The 17,490-nt window shown below is 67.5% G+C and carries 19 protein-coding genes and 1 pseudogene; 3 read left to right on the forward strand and 17 right to left on the reverse strand.

Translation table 11 applies throughout. The features are described 5' to 3' along the window. Positions 1–3: 3 nt before the first annotated feature. The 13 genes from ACIBBB_RS27165 to ACIBBB_RS27225 all read right to left on the reverse strand — a co-directional run bounded on the left by ACIBBB_RS27165 (position 4) and on the right by ACIBBB_RS27225 (position 11,227). A complete protein-coding gene (locus ACIBBB_RS27165) occupies positions 4–1,257 on the reverse strand; it encodes a DUF3631 domain-containing protein (RefSeq protein WP_398986395.1) in 1,254 nt (417 codons plus the stop codon). Further along, positions 1,254–1,610: a hypothetical protein gene (locus ACIBBB_RS27170; RefSeq protein ID WP_398986397.1), complete on the reverse strand. Its 357-nt coding sequence runs from the start codon at positions 1,608–1,610 to the stop codon at positions 1,254–1,256. Before ACIBBB_RS27170 ends, ACIBBB_RS27165 begins: the two co-directional genes overlap by 4 nt. Next, a complete protein-coding gene (locus ACIBBB_RS27175; protein WP_398986399.1) occupies positions 1,607–2,509 on the reverse strand; it encodes a bifunctional DNA primase/polymerase in 903 nt (300 codons plus the stop codon). The genes ACIBBB_RS27170 and ACIBBB_RS27175 overlap by 4 nt, the downstream gene beginning before the upstream one ends. Then, positions 2,506–3,291, reverse strand: a complete 786-nt coding sequence (locus ACIBBB_RS27180; protein ID WP_398986401.1) for a hypothetical protein — start codon at positions 3,289–3,291, stop codon at positions 2,506–2,508. Before ACIBBB_RS27180 ends, ACIBBB_RS27175 begins: the two co-directional genes overlap by 4 nt. Before the next feature lie 153 nt (positions 3,292–3,444). Beyond that, positions 3,445–3,753, reverse strand: a complete 309-nt coding sequence (locus ACIBBB_RS27185) for a hypothetical protein (protein ID WP_398986403.1) — start codon at positions 3,751–3,753, stop codon at positions 3,445–3,447. 212 nt (positions 3,754–3,965) lie between these two features. Further along, entirely contained in the window at positions 3,966–6,092 is a 2,127-nt protein-coding gene (locus ACIBBB_RS27190; protein ID WP_398986405.1) for a hypothetical protein, read from the reverse strand. Continuing rightward, positions 6,092–7,636, reverse strand: coding sequence for a hypothetical protein (locus tag ACIBBB_RS27195; protein WP_398986407.1), 1,545 nt, complete (start codon positions 7,634–7,636; stop codon positions 6,092–6,094). The genes ACIBBB_RS27190 and ACIBBB_RS27195 overlap by 1 nt, the downstream gene beginning before the upstream one ends. A gap of 143 nt (positions 7,637–7,779) precedes the next feature. Beyond that, entirely contained in the window at positions 7,780–8,004 is a 225-nt protein-coding gene (locus ACIBBB_RS27200; protein WP_398986409.1) for a hypothetical protein, read from the reverse strand. 27 nt (positions 8,005–8,031) lie between these two features. Continuing rightward, on the reverse strand, positions 8,032–8,418 hold the full coding sequence (locus tag ACIBBB_RS27205) for an RRQRL motif-containing zinc-binding protein (RefSeq protein ID WP_398986411.1): 387 nt from the start codon (positions 8,416–8,418) through the stop codon (positions 8,032–8,034). Beyond that, positions 8,419–9,303 (reverse strand): DUF2637 domain-containing protein, encoded by an 885-nt coding sequence (locus tag ACIBBB_RS27210; protein WP_398986413.1) that lies wholly within the window; start codon positions 9,301–9,303, stop codon positions 8,419–8,421. Further along, entirely contained in the window at positions 9,300–9,632 is a 333-nt protein-coding gene (locus ACIBBB_RS27215) for a hypothetical protein (RefSeq protein WP_398986415.1), read from the reverse strand. Before ACIBBB_RS27215 ends, ACIBBB_RS27210 begins: the two co-directional genes overlap by 4 nt. After that, positions 9,629–9,919 (reverse strand): hypothetical protein, encoded by a 291-nt coding sequence (locus ACIBBB_RS27220; protein WP_398986416.1) that lies wholly within the window; start codon positions 9,917–9,919, stop codon positions 9,629–9,631. Before ACIBBB_RS27220 ends, ACIBBB_RS27215 begins: the two co-directional genes overlap by 4 nt. A 591-nt stretch (positions 9,920–10,510) precedes the next feature. Further along, positions 10,511–11,227 carry a GntR family transcriptional regulator gene (locus tag ACIBBB_RS27225; RefSeq protein ID WP_398986418.1) on the reverse strand — a complete coding sequence of 239 codons (717 nt, stop codon included), beginning with the start codon at positions 11,225–11,227 and terminating at the stop codon, positions 10,511–10,513. Between the two features lie 56 nt (positions 11,228–11,283). Here ACIBBB_RS27225 and ACIBBB_RS27230 point away from each other — a divergent pair, with 56 nt between their 5' ends. After that, a complete protein-coding gene (locus ACIBBB_RS27230; protein WP_398986420.1) occupies positions 11,284–12,147 on the forward strand; it encodes a class I SAM-dependent methyltransferase in 864 nt (287 codons plus the stop codon). A 33-nt stretch (positions 12,148–12,180) separates the two neighbouring features. Here ACIBBB_RS27230 and ACIBBB_RS27235 read toward each other — a convergent pair whose 3' ends face one another. From ACIBBB_RS27235 to ACIBBB_RS27245, 3 genes and pseudogenes are all read right to left on the reverse strand, one after another. Continuing rightward, positions 12,181–13,032 (reverse strand): ImmA/IrrE family metallo-endopeptidase, encoded by an 852-nt coding sequence (locus ACIBBB_RS27235; RefSeq protein WP_398986464.1) that lies wholly within the window; start codon positions 13,030–13,032, stop codon positions 12,181–12,183. A gap of 117 nt (positions 13,033–13,149) precedes the next feature. Then, positions 13,150–13,365: pseudogene (locus tag ACIBBB_RS27240) on the reverse strand (helix-turn-helix transcriptional regulator); the annotation flags it as partial. A gap of 18 nt (positions 13,366–13,383) precedes the next feature. Next, on the reverse strand, positions 13,384–14,217 hold the full coding sequence (locus ACIBBB_RS27245; protein ID WP_398986422.1) for a hypothetical protein: 834 nt from the start codon (positions 14,215–14,217) through the stop codon (positions 13,384–13,386). Between the two features lie 237 nt (positions 14,218–14,454). On the opposite strand from ACIBBB_RS27245, the gene ACIBBB_RS27250 reads away from it, so the two are divergent. Then, the gene (locus ACIBBB_RS27250) at positions 14,455–14,889 is read left to right on the forward strand and encodes a hypothetical protein (RefSeq protein ID WP_398986424.1); all 435 of its coding nucleotides are present in this window, start codon (positions 14,455–14,457) and stop codon (positions 14,887–14,889) included. A gap of 179 nt (positions 14,890–15,068) precedes the next feature. On the opposite strand, the gene ACIBBB_RS27255 is transcribed toward ACIBBB_RS27250, so the two are convergent. Further along, positions 15,069–16,145, reverse strand: coding sequence for an MrcB family domain-containing protein (locus tag ACIBBB_RS27255; RefSeq protein WP_398986427.1), 1,077 nt, complete (start codon positions 16,143–16,145; stop codon positions 15,069–15,071). A gap of 821 nt (positions 16,146–16,966) precedes the next feature. Between ACIBBB_RS27255 and ACIBBB_RS27260 the strand changes: the two genes are divergently transcribed. Next, positions 16,967–17,425, forward strand: a complete 459-nt coding sequence (locus ACIBBB_RS27260; RefSeq protein ID WP_398986429.1) for a lamin tail domain-containing protein — start codon at positions 16,967–16,969, stop codon at positions 17,423–17,425. The last annotated feature ends 65 nt before the right edge of the window (positions 17,426–17,490 follow it).

The following is a 17,490-nucleotide window of genomic DNA, read 5'->3' on the forward strand; positions in this document are numbered from 1 at the left end:
TGGTCAGCCGGCGACGGGGAACAGCGGTGTGTCGGTTTCCGTGGACATGTGGCGGGTGCTGGTGGCGGTATCCGCCACGGACTCACCCTCGCTGACCTGCGGTGTGGCGGACGTGGCGGACGTGGCGGCTTCTGCGGGGGGAGGGGGGCAGTACCGCGTCCAGGCGTCGGTGAGGTCTTCCGCGTAGTAGCCCTTGGGGAAGCCGGACGGTGTGCGGATGCCGCGGGGCTTGATGAGCTTGTTGCCCACGGTCATGTACTGCCCGAGCAGTTTGGCCAGGGAGCGGGAGTTCAGCGGCTTGTCGTCCAGATCGGCCCACGGTCCGTCGTCCATGCCCAGCAGGCATTCGAGGATGACCGCGGTGGGCATCCGGTCCGCACCGCAGAACACGGTGTCTCGCAGGTCCGTCAGCAGGCGGATACCGAGGGATGCTTCGTCGTTCTCGTTGGAGGCGTGCACGAGTTCGAGGCAGGCGGCTCGGGCCCGCTTGGGCCAGTCACCGCCGGCCGCGTCCGCGACGGCCAGCAGCGGCTCCCACACGTCCGCGGGGCGGTCGGAGACCCCTTCGGGCATCTCGGGCCAGGCGACGGCGACCTGTTCGCGGACGGTGTCGGCCCACTTGGCGAGCTGATCACGCAGGGCGTTGCCCTGCTTCTCGTGTGTGCGACGACGGTAGGGCTCCACCTTCTCGTTGGGGGCGCGTTTGCGCATGCGGATGATGACCGAGCGGGTCAGGATGGTGTCCGGGAGGCTGCCGAGTCCGGCCATGGCGACCGCGCAGAACGAAGAGAACCAGGCGGCGTTCTGGTTGGAGCCGTCCCCGACGCAGCGCAGCGACTTGCCCCCGCGGCGGTATCCGGAGTTGAGGAACCCGCGGACCTCCTCGTTCCCGCCGGCTTTGGGCCCGAAAACGGTGTCGATCTCGTCAAAGAGGAGCGTCGGGGTGCCCTCGGGCGCTTCAACCAGCCGGAACAGGGCGTTCGCGGAGGCGTTGACGGTGGTCGCGGCACGGGGGGTAAGGGTTTCGATGATCTCCAGCGCCCGGGACTTGCCCGATCCCGGCTCCGGGGAGAGGAACGCGATACGGGCGGTGCCGTCGAACGCGTCGATCAGGTGTGCGTGCGCGTCCCACAACGCGACCGCGACGTAGGCGGCTTCACGCGGGAAGACGTTGAACCGGCGGTGAAAGCGCTCGACCTGGTCGAGCAGCGCGGCGCCATCGATCGGGGCGCTGGACTTCGGTGCGGGGACGCTCATGCGGCGGCCCTCCCTTCACTGGTGGTGGTGCGGAGCGGGCAGGCGTCGCGGTGTGCGGCGTGGTCCTCAGACAGGGCCAGGACCTTGGCGTGCCCGGCGGCGAACAGGTCACGGCCACACGCGCACCACGAGGTGGCGGTAGGCGTTCCCTTGCGCGGCACGCGGATCATCAGCCACCCGGTGGCGTGCCGCCCGTCCCCGATCTGCTGGTCAGGGAGAACAACAGTGGGGACGCCTTCGGCGACGCCCGTCGGCGCGCCCACGGCCGGGGGGACCGGCCGCAGTCCGGCGGCCGGCGGGGGGCTGGTGGTGGGGGTGTGGCCTTCCAATGGGGGATCTGGGCGGTGGTTCATGCCGCATCCCTGGGCCGGGCTTTGCGGATGGAGTTGTCGAGGGCGCTGCGGATCGTGGCGCGGCACTCGGCAGCGGTGAGTCCCCGCTCCTGCCCCGCCGATTGGAAGGCCTCCTCAACCACGTGCCGGGCGATCTCGCCCCACGCGACGAAGCGCCCGACTTTGAAGGCGCATCGGTTGAGCGTGTTGTTGCCCTCCCCCTCCGGGGCGTTGCGGACGTTGTCGCACTCGCGGTCCATGGCCGCCAGCGCCGCGCGGTCGCCGTTGACGACCAGCGGCGCGAACCGCTCCACCCGTGCCGGCGCGGACGGTTGGAGCAGGCTCAGCAGCCATCCGGGCAGCGGGGCGACGGGAGCATGGTCGGTGACCTCGTACCGGCCGGCCGGGGTGTGACTGCCCGCGCCGACGACGTAGCCGCCCCACGCGCGGGTGTCGATCAACGGACCGAGCTTCCCGGCGGTGTTGGTGAGCCGGACCCCGGCGGGGGCGGTGAAGTAGAGGTGCTGTCCGCCGCTCGCGGTCCGGGTGCGGTAGGTGGCCGGGACGGGCTGCCCGGCGCGCTCGCAGAGCGCCGCAAAGGTCGTCACGCCGCAAGGCGTGCCCTCACTGCCTGTGGCCTTGTTCTTGATTTTGGGCATGTCGAGGTCCACCACGACCAGCCCGGACGGGCCCGTCGCGATACCGATGTTCGCGGGGTAGAACTCCCAGCAGTACCGGATACGGCCGGGGCTGGTGCTCGCGCGCTGCTCCCACTTGAGATGGCCGCTCGCGCAGTCCCCGGTACGGGTGCAGCGCTCCGCACCGTGCAGGGCAGGCCGCTTGTCACCGGGGCGCAGCGGGAACACGTGCCAGCCGCGATCGGCGGCGCCCAGAGCGGCGGTCAACAGTGAGGTGCTCATGCGGGAGCTCCCATCTGTGCGGGCAGTCCGGCCAGAACGCGGGTGCGCCACTTCAGGGCGTAGGGCTGGCAGTTGGCGCAGTTCTTGTGCGTGTGGCCGGGCATCGGGGGGCGGTGGCGTGCGTGGGTGCTCCAGGCCATGGAGTCGGCGGAGGTCAGCAGGTGGCCGACCTTGGCCAGGCCGAGGGTTTTGAAGCCGAAGCCGTGGAGCCGGTAGCCGCGTTGGGCCATGGCGGTGACGATCGCGGCGCCCTTGTTCGTGGACTGCAACCGGCACACTGACCCCAGGCCCACGGTGGGCTCACTGCGCAGGTTCACGCCGTAGCTCTCGTAGAGGTCGGCGCACGTGTGGTAGTCCTCGATCGTTTGCCCCTGGAGGGTGGGGATGATCCTCAGCTCCGGTGCGAGGGAGCGCAGTTCGAGGAAGTTCTGAACGGTGCGGCGTTGGTGTTCGGCGATGCTCAGATGGGTGCCGGCGAACGTGAGCGGTCCAGCCTGGCCGCCGTGGATGATGAGGTCTTCACACATCCAGTCCTGTCCGGCGGCCCAGTCGTAGGGGCCGACGTGCTCCCAGATGCGGCGCAGGTCCTCCACGTACTGGCGCGGGGTCCGTGTCCACCGGCCGTGGCGCTGAAGCTCGGTGAACCCGCCGGAGTCGACCGCGTACCGGCCGATCGCCTGCAGGGGCTTCACGGCCGTGGCCAGGTGCTCGGACTTCAGGAACAACGGCACGGCCGTCTCCCGAAGCCAGTGCTTCTTGTGCGTGGTCAGGTAGAACCGCATACCGCCCGATGGAGCGGCAGGCGGGAGCTCCCGGCGGGGTCGCCGGATCGGGACAGGTTGAGTCATGCTGGAGACCTCCACAGGTCTGTTGAGGACCGGAGAGACCGGGGCGACCGCGGATCCTTTTGCCGAGGGGGTGCGGTCGCCCCGGCGTCATTTGCCCTTGGGGCGGGTGAGCTTGAGCGTGATTCCGCCGATGCCGATCGGCCCCGCGGCGCCCGCGATGGCGGCGGCGGTGTGGGCGGCGTAGTCGAGCAGCGCGAGGACCGCGGCGACGGTGCCGATGAGCCCGAGCGCCCCGGCGGTGGCGACGACGATCGGGATCAGGTAGGCCCGTGCCGGGCGACCCTGTGCGGGCGTGTTGGTGACGATGACGATGGGCCGGCCGGTGGTCTGCGCGTGGTGGTAGAGGTCGGCGGGGATGTGTGGGGCGAGGGTGCCCGGCGGTTCGCGGTCGTTCATGACGTGCTCCTTCCGGGTACGGAAGGGCCCCGCCGGATCGTGTTCCGGCGGGGCCCGTTGGTGACGGTGTGTGGTTGTAGTGACTAGTGGCTACTGCCTACTGGCTAGTGACAAAGGGCCTGTTGAACACCCCTGTGTGGCCAATAGAGGGCCGTTCTACCGGCTAGTGGCAAGTTGGCGGTAGCCACTAGCCGGTAGCGCTGTGTGGCCGCTCAGACGTGGTCGGGGTGGACGTAGACGGAGTGCGGTCCGTTGTCCCGGTAGACCAGCTCCCCGCGTTCGGCCGCGGCCTTGAGCCCGTCGCGAACCGCCTGCCGGCTCCTGCCGACGAGATCCGCAACGGCCTTGGGCTTCATGCCCGCGGCGCCCGCGGCCTCGATCGCGTCGACCGCTTGCGCGAGCCATGCCGGACCGCTGTCCGTGCTGTCTTCGTCGCGCAGGGCGGACAGGTTCAGCCCCGAAGCGGCCGGCTGCTCTCCCGCGAGGGGCGGTTCGGGGGTGTTGCCGAGGTGGGCGTCGACTTCTTCCATGAACGCCCGTACCGCTGCCTCTTCGTCCGGCGTGCTCCCGCTCGTGTCGTGCAGGGCCGACAGGTTCAGCCCATCACCGGTGGCCGGTGTCGAGGCTGGCCCGGTCGCCGCCGGGGCGGACGCGGCGGGGGTGGTGAGGTGGTCGCGCATCCACGCCGTACGAGCCGCGTCCCAGCGTCGGGCGTAGGCGGGTCCGGCGGCCTGTGCCGAGGTGGCGTCGAGTACGGGGTGGCGGTCGCTGGTGGCGGCGACGATGTCACGGATCTGGTTGGGCAGGATCCGCCAGTTCTTGAACAGCGCCGCGGGCGACTCCGGGGTGCCCATGAACCCGGAGCCCTTGTACGGGGCCTGGTCCACGCGCAGCCCGCGGGATCCGGGGAACTGCTTGGCCAGGTCCATGCCCTCGGTCTCGCCCCCGGTGAGCGCGACGCGCACTTTCGCTTCGCGTCGGATCATGAGGTTGCCGAGGACGGAGCCGGTGGCACCGAGGGCGGTCAGCACGGTGCGGATGCCCATGGCGCGGGCGATGCGGATGACTTCGAGGATCTTCTCCCCGAGCTTCCGCAGCCGCTTGTCGTTGCTCGCCAGGATCTCAGCACCCTCATCGATCACGAGCATGATCTGGGGAATGCTCGCGCTCACCGGCAGGAGGTCGGTGTTGGCCTGGGAGAGGAGGTCCTGGTAGGCCATCTTGCGGTGCTTTGCCACCTTCACCGCCGCGTCCAGCATCAGGACCGCTTCGTCGTGGGTGCCAGCGAGCCAGTCCACACCCGGTCGCATCCCGCCCGCGGTTTGCCCGCTGGAGTCGAGAGCGGGACGCACCCACGGCAGGCCGGCCGAACCGGCGTTGAGGTCGATCACCCACGTCAGGATGTCCGTGGCGCGGGCGAAGCTGGCGAGGATGACGTGGACCATGTTCGTCTTGCCCGACCCGGTCGGCCCGACGACCAGGGCGCACTGCTCGCGCAGGTAGGCGCAGATCTCTTCGGCGTTGGTGCGGTAGCCCCACGGCAGGCCGGTGTAGATGGACAGCGGCCCGTAGTCGGTGGGGTAGGTGAGTTCCGCGGACAGGACGTCGGCGGTGGTGACGTCGATCAGGACGCGGCCCTGGTGGATGCCGGGTCCGGCGGTGGCGGTGCAGCCGTGCGGCAGGCTGGCGTCCGCGCTGAGCTTGGCGGACTCCTTCGCGATCCGGTCGTACGTCGTCCCGCCGGCGGGGAGTTCGGCGTCGATTGTGAACCCGGTCCCCGTCGCCCACATCTCCACCGCGAGCACGCGCAGGGTGATCCCGCACACCCGCTGAATGCGGTCGACCCATTCCGCCGCGATCGCCCGCCGGTCCGCCGAGAGTTCGGCGGCGACCTGGCGTGCCGCCGCGGCGAGCGCTTCCTCTTCGCGCGCCTCTTCGTAGAGGCTGGCGGTGCGGGCGGCGGCGCCCATGCCGATCCCAATCGTGGCCAGGGATCCGAGGGCGGTCCAGGTGAGGGGGCCGGTGGTCATCGCCCACGTCGTCCACCCGGCGCCCACCAGCCAAGATGCGGCGCGGGTGGCGATCGTGCGCCCGGCGTTCCGCACCCTCAGCCCGGCGATCGTGTGGCCGAGAGCCCCGGCGACACCGGCCGTGAGCGCCCAACCCGCGGGCATTCCGGTGGCCGCGCCGGTGGTGGCGACAGCGAACGCCCCGGTCGTCGCGGACAGGGCACCGGTCACCGGTCCGTGACCGGCAGCCCAGTCCCACACCGGCCCCGTGCCGGCATCCTGCTTCTTCAGGGTCTTCTTCGCGCTGGTGGTCGTGGTGTTGGTGGTCATCAGACGTTCCAACCCTTCTCGGCCTCGGGTCCGTTGCGGGGGTCCTCGTGGCGGGCGATGTCCTGCTCGTGCGCCTGCCGGAACAGCGGGCCCAGGTCCTCGGCAGCCGACACGGCGTTCATCAGGGCCCGGAAGATGTCGTCGAAGCCGACCGCGACGTCCTTCTCCAGCGGGAACTCGGAGTCCGAGCGCTCCGCCAGGATCTGGAAGGTGCTGGCCACGAAGGTCAGGGCCTCGGGCAGGTTCTCGACCATGGCCAGGATCTCCATCCCCCCGTCCGGGTCGTACGTACGCGCCGCGGTCTCCATCTCGGCCGCGGCCTCTTCGAAGCGGAATCCAGACACGTGAGTGACCTCCAACTGCGGAACGGGGATGCCGGGGATGAACTGTGCGGGACGCTGAACGCTGTCCCCGATCACGTCGTCGTCCTTCTCGGCCGCGTCATCCAGCGCGGCCTCCTCCTCCGCCAGCGCGGCACGGATCACCTCGTCACGCACATCGCGGTCCAGCCGGGCGGCACCGACGAGGCGCCGGTAGAAGCGGCGACCGGGGTACATCAGCCAGCGCCACCCGAGCCTGCGACCCAACGGGGTGGTGAGCATGCCGAGCACACCCAACGGCGCCGCGAACACCGCGGCGAGCAGCCGCCGGCCATGCATCCGCACCGCGGAACGACGCAACGCCGAACGCGCCCGACGACGCGCTTTCGCCTTGCGCAGCGCGTCACGCCTGCCGTCGACCTTCTGCTGAGCGCGCCGGTCACGCGCCGCACGGACCTTGCCGACCGCCGCATCCCGCATCCGCCCGACCTGCCCCATGCCCTTCGACACGGCGCGACCGATGCCGCCCTTCGACGCCGAACGCGCCGTACGAGCCGCCGCTTTGGCCGCCCGGCGGGCATCCGCCACCTTCCGGCGCGCGTCGGTGCCCTGCGTACGGGCAGTTGCACGCGTCGGCGCCTGCTGCTTGCTCGCCTGACGCAGCGCCTTGACCTGCTTCAACCGGCCCGCCGCTGAGCGGCCCGACGCGCTGCGGGGCGAGGGGAGCGACGAACGCCCACCGGAGCTCCCGCCCGCCGGGGCGGTGTGCCGCCCCTTGCCCGTACGGGACTTGACCCCGGCACCGGCCGAACGGGAGGCCGAACCCGTGGGCTTCAGCCCCTTGCGGCCACCGACGCCCGCACCAGCGGAGCGCCCGGAGCTGCGGGATGCCGCCGAACCGGCATTGCTCCGTACCGGTGCGCGCTTGCGCGCGGCGCGGGTCTTGCGGGTGGCGCGAGTGGCGGCGACGGTGCCGAGGACCGCGGCGCCGGTCGCGGCGACCGCGGCGGCGACCGGACCACCGGCCAGCGCGGCCGTCGCGACCAGGCCCGCGGTGGAGTTGGCGCCGGTCATCGCCAGGGGCAGCACGGGCCAGCCGCCCGGGGTGTGCTGGTCCTGCGAACCGGCAGGCGTCGGGGTGGGGGCAGTTTCGGGGGTGTTATCGCTGGTGGGCGGGGGTGCAGCCGCAGGGGCTGCTACCGCTTCCGTACTGGTATCGGTCATTCTGATGTCACTCCTCTTCGGGGAGTCAGGGGTCCGGCCGCGTGCTGTGAGAGGTGAGCGGCCGGGCCTTGTTTGAGCAGTGCGTGCCCCGAGCCGGAGTCGAACCGGCCCTGCGACCATCGGGGCGATTGCTGTGGTGCGGGTCAGATCTGGTTGGGTTCGAGGGAGAAGAAGACGACGTTCGCCCGGTGCAGAGTCGGGGCGGAGCTGGTCAGCTCCTGGTAGAGGGCGTTGAAGGCGTCCAGGCGGGTCGCCCCGGGCGGCGGGGTGTAACTCCCGCTGCACGTGGCCGAAGCAAGGCCCTGCTTCTCCACCGTCAGGACGTAGAAATGGCTGCCCTGCGACTGGACGTTCGGCTGGCTGGTCACGAGGAATCTCCTGGCTTGTCGAGGCGGTCAGGCGGCGCGCTGCTCATCGGGGTAGGCGCACGGGACGCACATGCCGAGCGACGGCGGGATGCAGTACCCGGCGTCGGTGCGGCAGTTGGGGCAGGTGCGGCGGGCGAGCATCGCCTTGGCCAGCGCGGACGCGCGGCCCGGTGTCATCGGGCGTACGGGCTTCGCCGCGTCGATGCGGTAGAGGTAGGCGATCGCGACGCCGGCCTTGCGGCGGCGTGAGCGGCGCATCAACTGCGCGGCGACCGGCTGGCCGCCGGGGCGAAGCCCGCGGGCCCGTAACTGCCGGCGGGTGGCGTATCCGTCCGGGGCGAACTTCCACGGGAAGGTCGGTATGCCGTGGCGGGCGCCGTTGGGGTCGTAGCACTTGCCGAACGCGTACGACATCTAGCACTCACCGCCGACGGCCATCAGGTGCGGCTTGTCCGGGTCGCTGGTCTCGCGTACGGCAAGGATCTGCTTGCGCGCCCACGACTCGCTCATGCCGTACGCCTCACCCAGCGCGCGGGCACTGAGCGGGCGGCCCGCCTGTGCGGATTCGCCGTACGTACGGCGTGCGTCCTGCCGCGTCCGCTCCAGCTCCGCTTCCTCGAACTGGGCCTGCCGCGCGGCCTCTTTCTCCGCATCTGGTTCCGGTGTGCGGACAGCGTGCGGGCCGTGCGGATCCTCAACCCGCACACCCTCCGCACCCTTCTCCATCAGGGCGGATACGGTCGGCACCGCAGGCAGCTCCGTACGGGGAGGTGAACCGACCGCGCCCACTTGAGGAGCAGGGGCGGGGGTGTGCGGACGGTGTGCGGACTCGTCCGCACGCCGCTCGTTCGCCGGTTCGCTCACGGGTGCCGGACGGTGGTGAAGCACCTTGGCGACCAGGTCGGAGCCGAAGAAGATCGCACCGACCGGCAGTGACGTGGCGATGAGGACCAGGGCGTAGTGGGCGGCGTCCCAGTCGGCGAGCCGGACCAGGGAGCCGGTCTCAGGTGTGTGCAGTGCGGGGACGAGCCCGTGGACGTAGTTCAGGAGCAGCGACGCCACGGTGTAGCCGCCGAGGATCCACAGAGCGACGGTCTTGTCCCGTCCGGTCAGGACCAGGGTCGCGATCAGCGCGAGCGCCATCAGGCCGTCGACCACGAACGGGTAGAGCAGCGACGCGGTCGGGTCGGCGCCGATCGCACGGGCCACGTCACGCAGCGCGTTCCACGACACCCGGAACGCCATACCGACGACCACGACCAGAGCGAGCACGAGCAGCGTCTTGCCAGCGCGGTTCATGCGAGCGCACCCCCGTCCGGACCGGATGCGTCGCTGTAGCCGTGCAGGTACACGTCCGCGCCGCCGTAGGCGATCGACGCCGTGAGCGACCGCGTGTGACCGCCGCTGTGGACGCTGTGCGTGACGCTCTCCGGCGGGATGGCCAGCGCCTCACGCCACGTTTCGAAGTCGCCCAGACCCTCGTGCAGGCGCAGCGTGAGCCGGTCGGGGTAGATGCCGGACAGGTCGACACTGGGGGTGGGCAGGTGACCGAAGTCCGCGTGCAACAACCGCAGCACACGCAGCGGCGCGGCCAGCGCGTCGAACGTCATCGAGTCGTTCTCGTTCATGCTGCGGCCCTCTTCCCCGCACGCACCCGGCGGGCCGTGCGCGGCAGGGTGACGACGTTGAACAGGTCCGGCGCCAGCGCCTCGATCGTCTCCGCGGCGGCCGTGCTCGCACGGTCCACCAGGGCGGGGTCGTCCGCGAGGATGTCGCGTGCCGCATCCTCACGGGCCGCGCGCTCCATCTCGCTCTCACCCTCGACACCCAGCCACAGATCCAGCGGCGTGCCCAGGGCAAGCTCAACGAACTCATCGGCCGTAACGGCCGTATGACCAGCAACGATGATCCTCATGGGTCGAACTCCTCGTAAGTGGTGGGAACGGCCCGAGGCGGCTCCGGTGTTCGAGCACCGGAGCCGCGCCGTTCACGGGTGGAGCGCCTCGGCCGGGAGTCGAACCCGGCCTTGCGACCATCGGGGCGGTAGAACGTGATGCGCGGACCTGAGCCGCGCCGGCCACCTTGTGCGAGAGGTGACAGCCCGTCGTACGCGATATGGATCTGCGCCTCTGTCCCGCTCTCCCGAGGAATCGCCTTCTCGGTCTCATCGCGCGGCGTGCCCGCCTTCGGGGCAGATCCGTTCTTTTGAGTCGCCCCTCCCTCAGGAGGACTCGACTGGTCTCCACTCGCCCCGGCCCGTGAAGTCACGGCCGTCGGAACGCGGTGGATCACGCTGTGGAGTTATCGGCATGACCTGATCGCCCGACTCCGAAAGTTCCGGGTTGGGCGATGGCCACACCAAGAGAGTGGACCGGTGGACCGGTCCAGTCAAGGTGTGAATTTTGATCCAGAAGGCCATGGCGCGAAAAGCGGCAGGTCAGGCGACGTAGTGAGTCACAAAAAAAGCTGGACCGGAGGACCGGTCCAGCTCAATTGGGCAGCCTGCCTACATCGCGTAGGTGTCCACCTGCTCGAAAAAGGAGGAGGGGGTGACCCCTTCCTCGCAGACCAGTGGCCGCCCTTGCTGGTCATGGGCCGTGTGTAGGAGTACGGCGACCGGAGTAGCTACCGGCACGCCCAGGCGGTCCGCCTCCACGTCCGTAGCGAGCCGCACTGTAGTGACGTCCACTCCCTCAACCGGGAACCGTCCGGTCTGCCGACGGACATAGCGTGTCGTGCCTTCGGCGATGGGGGCGGTATCGGCAAGCCGTGGTCCTGCCTCTGCGATTTCCGGTGGGAACCACGCCTCTACGCAGCTATTAGGGGTTCCGTCCGGGCGCTGAAGGATGCGGATGCGTCGCAGTGTCGACACTCCGGGAGGGAGTCCGAGCGCGGCAGCTACGCGGGCGGGAGGCTCTGCCCAGTCGGGCGTACCGACGCGCAGGAACGGCATTCCCCCCAAGATGCGCGCTGACCCGGCACGGCGAGCGCCGGCAGGACGCGCCACAGGTGTCTCAGTGACGACGAAACCGGTGCCCTGCTTGGCGACGACCACGCCGTCGTTGCGCAGCACGTCCACGGCCTTGATAGCAGTCGCCCGTGACACGTCCCACTGCTCGGCCAGGTCCCGACCGGATGGGATCGTCGCCCCTGGGGCGAACTCACCAGCGGCGATGCGGGCGCGCAGAGACTCGGCGATCTCCTCATACTTCAGAACAGCCATGGTTCTTCCTCTTCCGCACGCTGGACTGGTCCACCGGTACACACGATACTGCGGGCATGTCGAATCTCGAATTGGCTCCCTCCGTGATGCGGTTCTACGGCGAGACAGTGAACGAGGACAGTCGTCTGCGCACCTCGGCAGACGGGCGCATGGAGCTGGTCAGGACGCAAGAGCTCCTCCGACGCTTCTTGCCCCCCGCGCCGGCGCGTGTACTCGACGTGGGAGGGGCGACTGGGATTCACGCTGAATGGCTCGTTAAGGACGGCTACGAAGTCAGGCTTGTGGATCCGGTGCCGCTGCATGTTGAGACCGCCTCGGCCGTGTGCTCGGCGATCGTGGGGGACGCTCGTGATCTGCATGAGCCGGACGACAGTTTCGACGTAGTGCAGCTTCTTGGGCCTCTGTACCACCTGCCCGATCCCGAGGACCGGACTAGGGCGTTGGCGGAAGCCAACCGAGTGGTGAAGCCGGGTGGGTTGGTGGCTGCGGCAGCGATCAACCGGTACGCGTCGCTCTTCGAGCACGTCACGTACGCCCACCTGCACACCGAGCGGATTCGGGATTCGGTTTCCGAGATCCTTGAGACGGCCGTCTACGACGGGGTACGCGGGTTCACTCTGTCGTACTTCCACCGCGCTGAAGAGCTGGTGGCAGAGTTGACTGCCTCCGGTCTGGAGGACGTGCAGGTCTTCGGGATCGAAGGTCCTGCCTGGTCACTCGTGAAGGCAGCCGAGCAACAGCCGGGCGAAGGGCCGACGGACGATCTTATTGCGTCTGCCATGGAGGCAGCACGCATGGCCGAGCCGTACCCAGAGCTACTAGCCGCCAGCTCGCATCTGCTCGCTGTGGGACGGGCTCCCTACCCGACGGCGTCCGCGGCGCCGCAGACTGCCGAGGTCGGGAGCACCCGCTCTTCCTGACAGGGCCTGATTGGAGTTGATCAAGCCCGAGAATTAGGTCCCGGGCTTATAAATCTTGCTTCCAAATAGGGGGATCACGCCGTCTTGGCTATCCACTTCTTGAGGTTCAAGAAATAGATCTTCACGTACGGGGGACCTTGCTGTCACTGTTCGAAAGATTCCCGGAGTTACCCGGGATTCTTTGGCCAATGAGAGTTCGTCCATCCCTACGCTCGACAGAATTTCAACCGCCTTGGGATAGAGCGACGGTTGCTCCACGGCGGGCATCTCTCCTGGTTCTCGGCGGCGCCATCCCTTCGATGACAAGTAGGCGACTGCGTTGCGATACGACACGTCACTCATTGCGCCAAGAGCCCTGGAGCGATACAGGAGAGCCTGAAGGCTTACCCTGTAAGTCTCCTTCAGTGTCGCGAGGATTCTCCAGTCTGCCTTGCTGGGCAAAAGGTCGCGCAACTCATCCTCCGGAAGGAGAAGTTCAGCCGCGAATCGGTGAGCCTGGTTCTCAACTACCTTGCTCCCTGGTTCGGCATCCACGTGCATCACGAGGTGTCCAATTTCATGGGCAACGTCGAAGCGCTGGCGGTAATAATCCTCCTTGGCTGGATTCAATACCACCGTCGGCCTATAGCCGTCGTCAAAGGAGTAGGCGTCAACTGCGGCAGTTTGCGCGGGGCTGAACACCACTACGACGCCATGGTTTTCCGCTAGGCGCACGAGGTGGCCAACCGGCCCTGAGCCGATGTCCCAGTGCTTGCGAAGAAGACGAGCCGCCTCCTCAGGGAGCGTGCTCGACTCGTCTTCCACGTCGACGCTTAGACGCGGCAGATTGGGTTCCGGGAACTCGACGTGCCGTTCGAGAGCGGCACCCACATCTCCAGAGATCACTCCGTACGCGAAAGCTTGGTCTCGCGCCAACTGCGTTGTCGAACGCAACGAGCGAAAGTGGGGTACGGAGTCGCTAGCTGTAGATTGGTGAGGGCCAGGGAGGAAGAAACCTGGATCCACTCCAAGCGTCAGGCATAGTTGAGCAACCGTGGCGGGCGCTGGGCGCTTCGTGTTGTTTTCATACGCTGCGATAGCGGTAGCGCTTTTGTCGATTTTCGTTGCGAGTGCGTTCTTTCTTAGGCCGATCAGCTGTCGCGCGAGCGTCAAACGTCGTCCGTCGAAGAGGCGAGAGGCGTCACTAACCTGCACATCTGTGCGGCGTGAGGAATCCATGACTATCCACTCGTTTCATTACTTGTCGTTCTCTCCCGACGCCAGGCGACGCTCTCCGCTCCCTTCCGACGACTGACGGCGAAGGCGAACGGGTGCGTCCTGAATGCCGGACAATCCGGGACGAGGGTCGGGTGAAGTGGGAATCGGTACCGAAGTGGGAGTACCTGGTTCGGCTGCAAGTAGATCATGCTTCCAGTACCAGGCATCTCCGCCCCCACGATTCAAACGAGAGCGCCCCAAGTAAAGTTCTCGGATGTTCAGTTCTCGTTCAATACTGTGGGCGATGATGAGCGTTGTCGCGTTGAGCTCCGCGTTCTCTTCCCTCAGCGCCTGGATGGTGGCGGCGAGCGACTCGGCCTCGTCCTCCCAAAGGGTGGGGTGAGGGTCCAGCCACCCCGCCGGCTTCCCCTGAGCCGCAACGCGCTGCTTGGTGGGGCTCTTCTGAGGCCACGGGATGCGATTGCTCTCCCCGAACACGAACGACGTGAGCAGGAAACGCCAATCCCTGTACCGCCACCCTGGCGACTGATTGAGGTCGGACCGGACGACTGTGCCTGGGGTGATGAGGGGCATCTTCCGGTGCTCGCCCGGGGCCAGTCCGGCGGCCACGAGGTCCAGGCCGGCTGAGGCGGACTCGGGTGAGTCCACGCCGTGCTTGCCCGTGGAGAAGGCTCGATGCAGCCGGTCAACGAAGAGCTTGTGGGCGGTAGATCCGACCCAGCCCTGGTCATGACCCGTGTCGGGGTCGTAGTCCTCCATAGTGCGTCGGTAGGCCGACGCACTAGCCCATGTGAGGGTCGCGAGAACACCACTGGACTCAAGGTCCTCAAGTGCATCCTGCTGTTCGCTCATGCCGCATGACTCTACCTCATTCAAGTAAGTGGTGCGTAAAAATGAACCAATCGCCCGCGGTGGCGCGTTCAACTAAACCGAACATGTGATCTAATCTGAGGCTGAACCTATCGTCTTGCCGACCTGCCCACCAGTACCCCGTCTCTGCTAGTGCTGGGGGCCAGGATCGATCCTGGATGTTGGTGACAGTCGCGGCATTCGCCTGATCAACGGCGCGAGCGCTGCGACGATGTCGTCATGTCGAAGCCCGGAACGCCTCTCCAAGCCGCGCTCATCCCCGACTGCACCGAGCCGGAAGCCCACCGTGCTGCCTACAAAACAGCCAAGGCCAACGACGCGATCTTTGTATGCATTGCTCGCCATGGGCAGCGCTGGAAGGTGCAGCTTGACGTCATGGCCAACCGCAAGCCCTATGTATCGGATCAGGCGATGGCCGTCCTGCAATCAGCGGCTGAAGCGCTCGTCCTGGACGGCACCGTGGAGCAGGCCAACATCGGAGCTGACTACATCTCCATGTGGCCGATCGAGACCGAAGAGAGGGCACGCGAGATCGGAGCCGCGTTCCACGCCGCAATGTATGGTCTCCAGCTTCTACACATTGCAGCTCCGAGCCAGCCGGAGTCGTCGCCGCCTCGGCCCGGCCAGGAGGGGGCCGTTGACATCAATTCTTGACATCAACATGGGCGCACAACGACGCAGGGCGAACGCTCCGGGCCTCTTACCCCGCTGGCAGGTCTGCGCGGCTCGGTCATTGAGCTTGAGTGATCCGTAGCAGCGCCGCACCTGCCTACGGATCAGAGGGTGCCTGGCGACTCCCGGCGGCATGCGCTACTCAGAGAGCAGGTCCGCAGTCAGGTGAGTCCGGCCGCTGTCGCAGTCGGAGACCCGGCCCAACCCTCGTCCGTGGGCCAGACCGCCGCGATGTGGTGGTGCTCCAAGAGTCGCGTGTAGACGTCGCCGATTGGCTCGGAAAACAGCGCCAGCTTGTGAGGCTGTGCGTCGAGCGGGTACAGGCAGAACGCGTAGGTAGCCAGTTGTCCCAGGGCTTCACGTACTGCGCTGGTGGCGTTGCCGCGTCTGATGAATTTGGCTTCGGTGAGCCAGTGTGTGCCGTTCTTCACCACCACCAGGTCCCGGGGGTGGACGTTGGTACCTACCTCAATGTTCTGGGCGCGCAGGTGTTGGCCGTAGCGGGCTACGAGCGTCTCGTGGCTACGGCTCTTGCGTAGCTTTCGCGCTTTGACCGTCTGCAGATACTCGCCATCGTCCTTCGGTGCGAAGTGCAGCAACAGCTCAGTTGTCGTTGCCGGCGGCTGCTCGATCACTGTGACGATGGTGTCCCGCGTGGTCTGGCGCACCTCTTCCCGAACGGCCAACGCCTCCTGATAGAGGCTGATCATGCGGCTCAGGTCAGCCCGCAGGGTCAGTTCGTCCGGCAGCGCGGCAATCTCGTAGGTGATAGCCAAGAGGTTGCCGGCTTCGTAGGAGCGGGGCAGGCCTGATCGACCACCGAGATCAATCGTGGGACTCAGTCCTGCTTTGGTGTCGGCGGGGAGGGCGTCCCTGATGGCAGCGGCTTCCGCGGCGAGCCTCTTGCGCGCTTCTTGCGCCCCGAGCGCCTTGGTGATCTCTGTGACACCTTGGTTCAGGCTGAGGGCGAACGTCTTCCGGTCCTCAGCGAGCAGGTAGACGAGGTACATCCCACGCGTCGCTGTCGTTGTCTCATCAGGGTCGAAGACCGAAACCCAGGGGCAGAGAGCCAACTGGCCCTTACCGGGGCTTCCCACGACCAGATACCCGCCTGGCACCAAGGGGCCGATCTCTGCGGGAGCGGCCCGCATCAGGCGGGCCACGGGGCTGCCGAGGCTCTTGTCGTCACCGACTCCGAAGGTAGTGCCGACTTGGTACAGGAAGTCTCCGAGCTTCATAGAGACGATGCTAAGGCCCACCACTGACAACCCTGCTGGAGACGACAAGAGCCTTCAAACGAGGTCAAGTTGGGGATCTACCTGCCCGGCGCAGGTGACTTGGCGCCACTTCCCTGATGCTTCTGCAGGCCTGCGGGCACGCTCCCATCTCGCCTGCACCCAATGGCAGTTGTGACAGTAGAGGCGGACGTCTATTGCCTCGCCATGGGCCATGTGTGGGCCAGCGCTCAACGTCGATGGGACTGGGCAGGTAAAAGCGCAGGTCAGACCTCAGGTAGGCACTGCAAGCGGAGCGCTCTTGAAAACCGTCGTGGCAGCGATGTCACCGTGGGTTCAAATCCCACACCCACCGCAGCGAGTCCGAGTAGTTGCAGGTCAGATGGGGTGCCTCCAGTCAGGGAGGTGCCCCTTCTGCGTTGACCGTGTGAGCCGGGACCCGAGGGTGCACACACGGAGGCCGACGGACGGCGCGTCTGTGCCTATAACGCCCCAGAGGCCACGGATGGCCCGGCCGGTCCGGAAGGAAGAGAGAAGTCGGTCTGCCGCGCTTCGTGTGCGGTGGAGGGGGACGGGAGCGGAAGGGCGAGGGGGTGGATATAACCCGTAGTGCCTTGAACGAGGCTCGGGAGTGCGGCTGGGTTTGTCGTGTAGTCGGGGAACGGGCAGTGGCGGTGAAATGGGCCTCACTGTACGGGAGTTGGTGCCTCTACCGGCCAGTATGTCCTTGTTCTTGAAAAGGGAACCGGTTGTGGATGCTTGGTCATAATCTGGGCGCCTGCCGGGCCCTTTGGGGGGTGCCCGGCCTCGATCAGAGGACGCACATGCGCTATTCCCGCACGCTCTCCACTGTCGCCGCCACGGCGGCGGTGGTGGTCACCGGAACGGTTCTGCTGCCCGCGCAGGCTCAGGCCGTCGGGTCGGTCCACCTGTACAAGGTCCACTACGACAGTCCCGGCACGGACAGCCGCTCCAACGCCAGTCTCAACGGTGAGTACGTGCAGATCCGCAACACCACCACCAGGGCCGTCAGCCTGACGGGCTGGACGGTGGTCGACAGCGCGAGCCACAAGTACACCTTCGGCAGTTACTCGCTCGCCCGGGGCAAGACGGTGACCATACGCACGGGTTCGGGAACGAACACCGCGACGAGCCGCTATCAGGGGCGTGCCGCGTACGTCTGGAACAACGACCGGGACAAGGCCACGCTCAAGAAGTCGACCGGGGCCTTGGTGGACACCTGCTCGTACAACTCGACCCGCGTCGACTACAAGATCTGCTGACCGGCTGACCGGCTGACCGGCTGAACCGTCCGGCCGTAAACGTCGGCGCCCGTCCTCGTATCCCG

This window comes from Streptomyces sp. NPDC051217, assembly GCF_044455465.1.
Taxonomy (GTDB): Bacteria; Actinomycetota; Actinomycetes; order Streptomycetales; family Streptomycetaceae; genus Streptomyces.

Excerpts from the sequence above, each read along its gene's own strand:
- ACIBBB_RS27165 (WP_398986395.1), bottom strand. The coding sequence starts at position 1,257 with ATGAGCGTCCCCGCACCGAAGTCCAGCGCCCCGATCGATGGCGCCGCG.
- ACIBBB_RS27170 (WP_398986397.1), bottom strand. The coding sequence starts at position 1,610 with ATGAACCACCGCCCAGATCCCCCATTGGAAGGCCACACCCCCACCACC.
- ACIBBB_RS27175 (WP_398986399.1), bottom strand. The coding sequence starts at position 2,509 with ATGAGCACCTCACTGTTGACCGCCGCTCTGGGCGCCGCCGATCGCGGC.
- ACIBBB_RS27180 (WP_398986401.1), bottom strand. The coding sequence starts at position 3,291 with ATGCGGTTCTACCTGACCACGCACAAGAAGCACTGGCTTCGGGAGACG.
- ACIBBB_RS27185 (WP_398986403.1), bottom strand. The coding sequence starts at position 3,753 with ATGAACGACCGCGAACCGCCGGGCACCCTCGCCCCACACATCCCCGCC.
- ACIBBB_RS27190 (WP_398986405.1), bottom strand. The coding sequence starts at position 6,092 with ATGACCACCAACACCACGACCACCAGCGCGAAGAAGACCCTGAAGAAG.
- ACIBBB_RS27195 (WP_398986407.1), bottom strand. The coding sequence starts at position 7,636 with ATGACCGATACCAGTACGGAAGCGGTAGCAGCCCCTGCGGCTGCACCC.
- ACIBBB_RS27205 (WP_398986411.1), bottom strand. The coding sequence starts at position 8,418 with ATGTCGTACGCGTTCGGCAAGTGCTACGACCCCAACGGCGCCCGCCAC.
- ACIBBB_RS27210 (WP_398986413.1), bottom strand. The coding sequence starts at position 9,303 with ATGAACCGCGCTGGCAAGACGCTGCTCGTGCTCGCTCTGGTCGTGGTC.
- ACIBBB_RS27215 (WP_398986415.1), bottom strand. The coding sequence starts at position 9,632 with ATGAACGAGAACGACTCGATGACGTTCGACGCGCTGGCCGCGCCGCTG.
- ACIBBB_RS27220 (WP_398986416.1), bottom strand. The coding sequence starts at position 9,919 with ATGAGGATCATCGTTGCTGGTCATACGGCCGTTACGGCCGATGAGTTC.
- ACIBBB_RS27225 (WP_398986418.1), bottom strand. The coding sequence starts at position 11,227 with ATGGCTGTTCTGAAGTATGAGGAGATCGCCGAGTCTCTGCGCGCCCGC.
- ACIBBB_RS27230 (WP_398986420.1), top strand. The coding sequence starts at position 11,284 with ATGTCGAATCTCGAATTGGCTCCCTCCGTGATGCGGTTCTACGGCGAG.
- ACIBBB_RS27245 (WP_398986422.1), bottom strand. The coding sequence starts at position 14,217 with ATGAGCGAACAGCAGGATGCACTTGAGGACCTTGAGTCCAGTGGTGTT.
- ACIBBB_RS27250 (WP_398986424.1), top strand. The coding sequence starts at position 14,455 with ATGTCGAAGCCCGGAACGCCTCTCCAAGCCGCGCTCATCCCCGACTGC.
- ACIBBB_RS27255 (WP_398986427.1), bottom strand. The coding sequence starts at position 16,145 with ATGAAGCTCGGAGACTTCCTGTACCAAGTCGGCACTACCTTCGGAGTC.
- ACIBBB_RS27260 (WP_398986429.1), top strand. The coding sequence starts at position 16,967 with ATGCGCTATTCCCGCACGCTCTCCACTGTCGCCGCCACGGCGGCGGTG.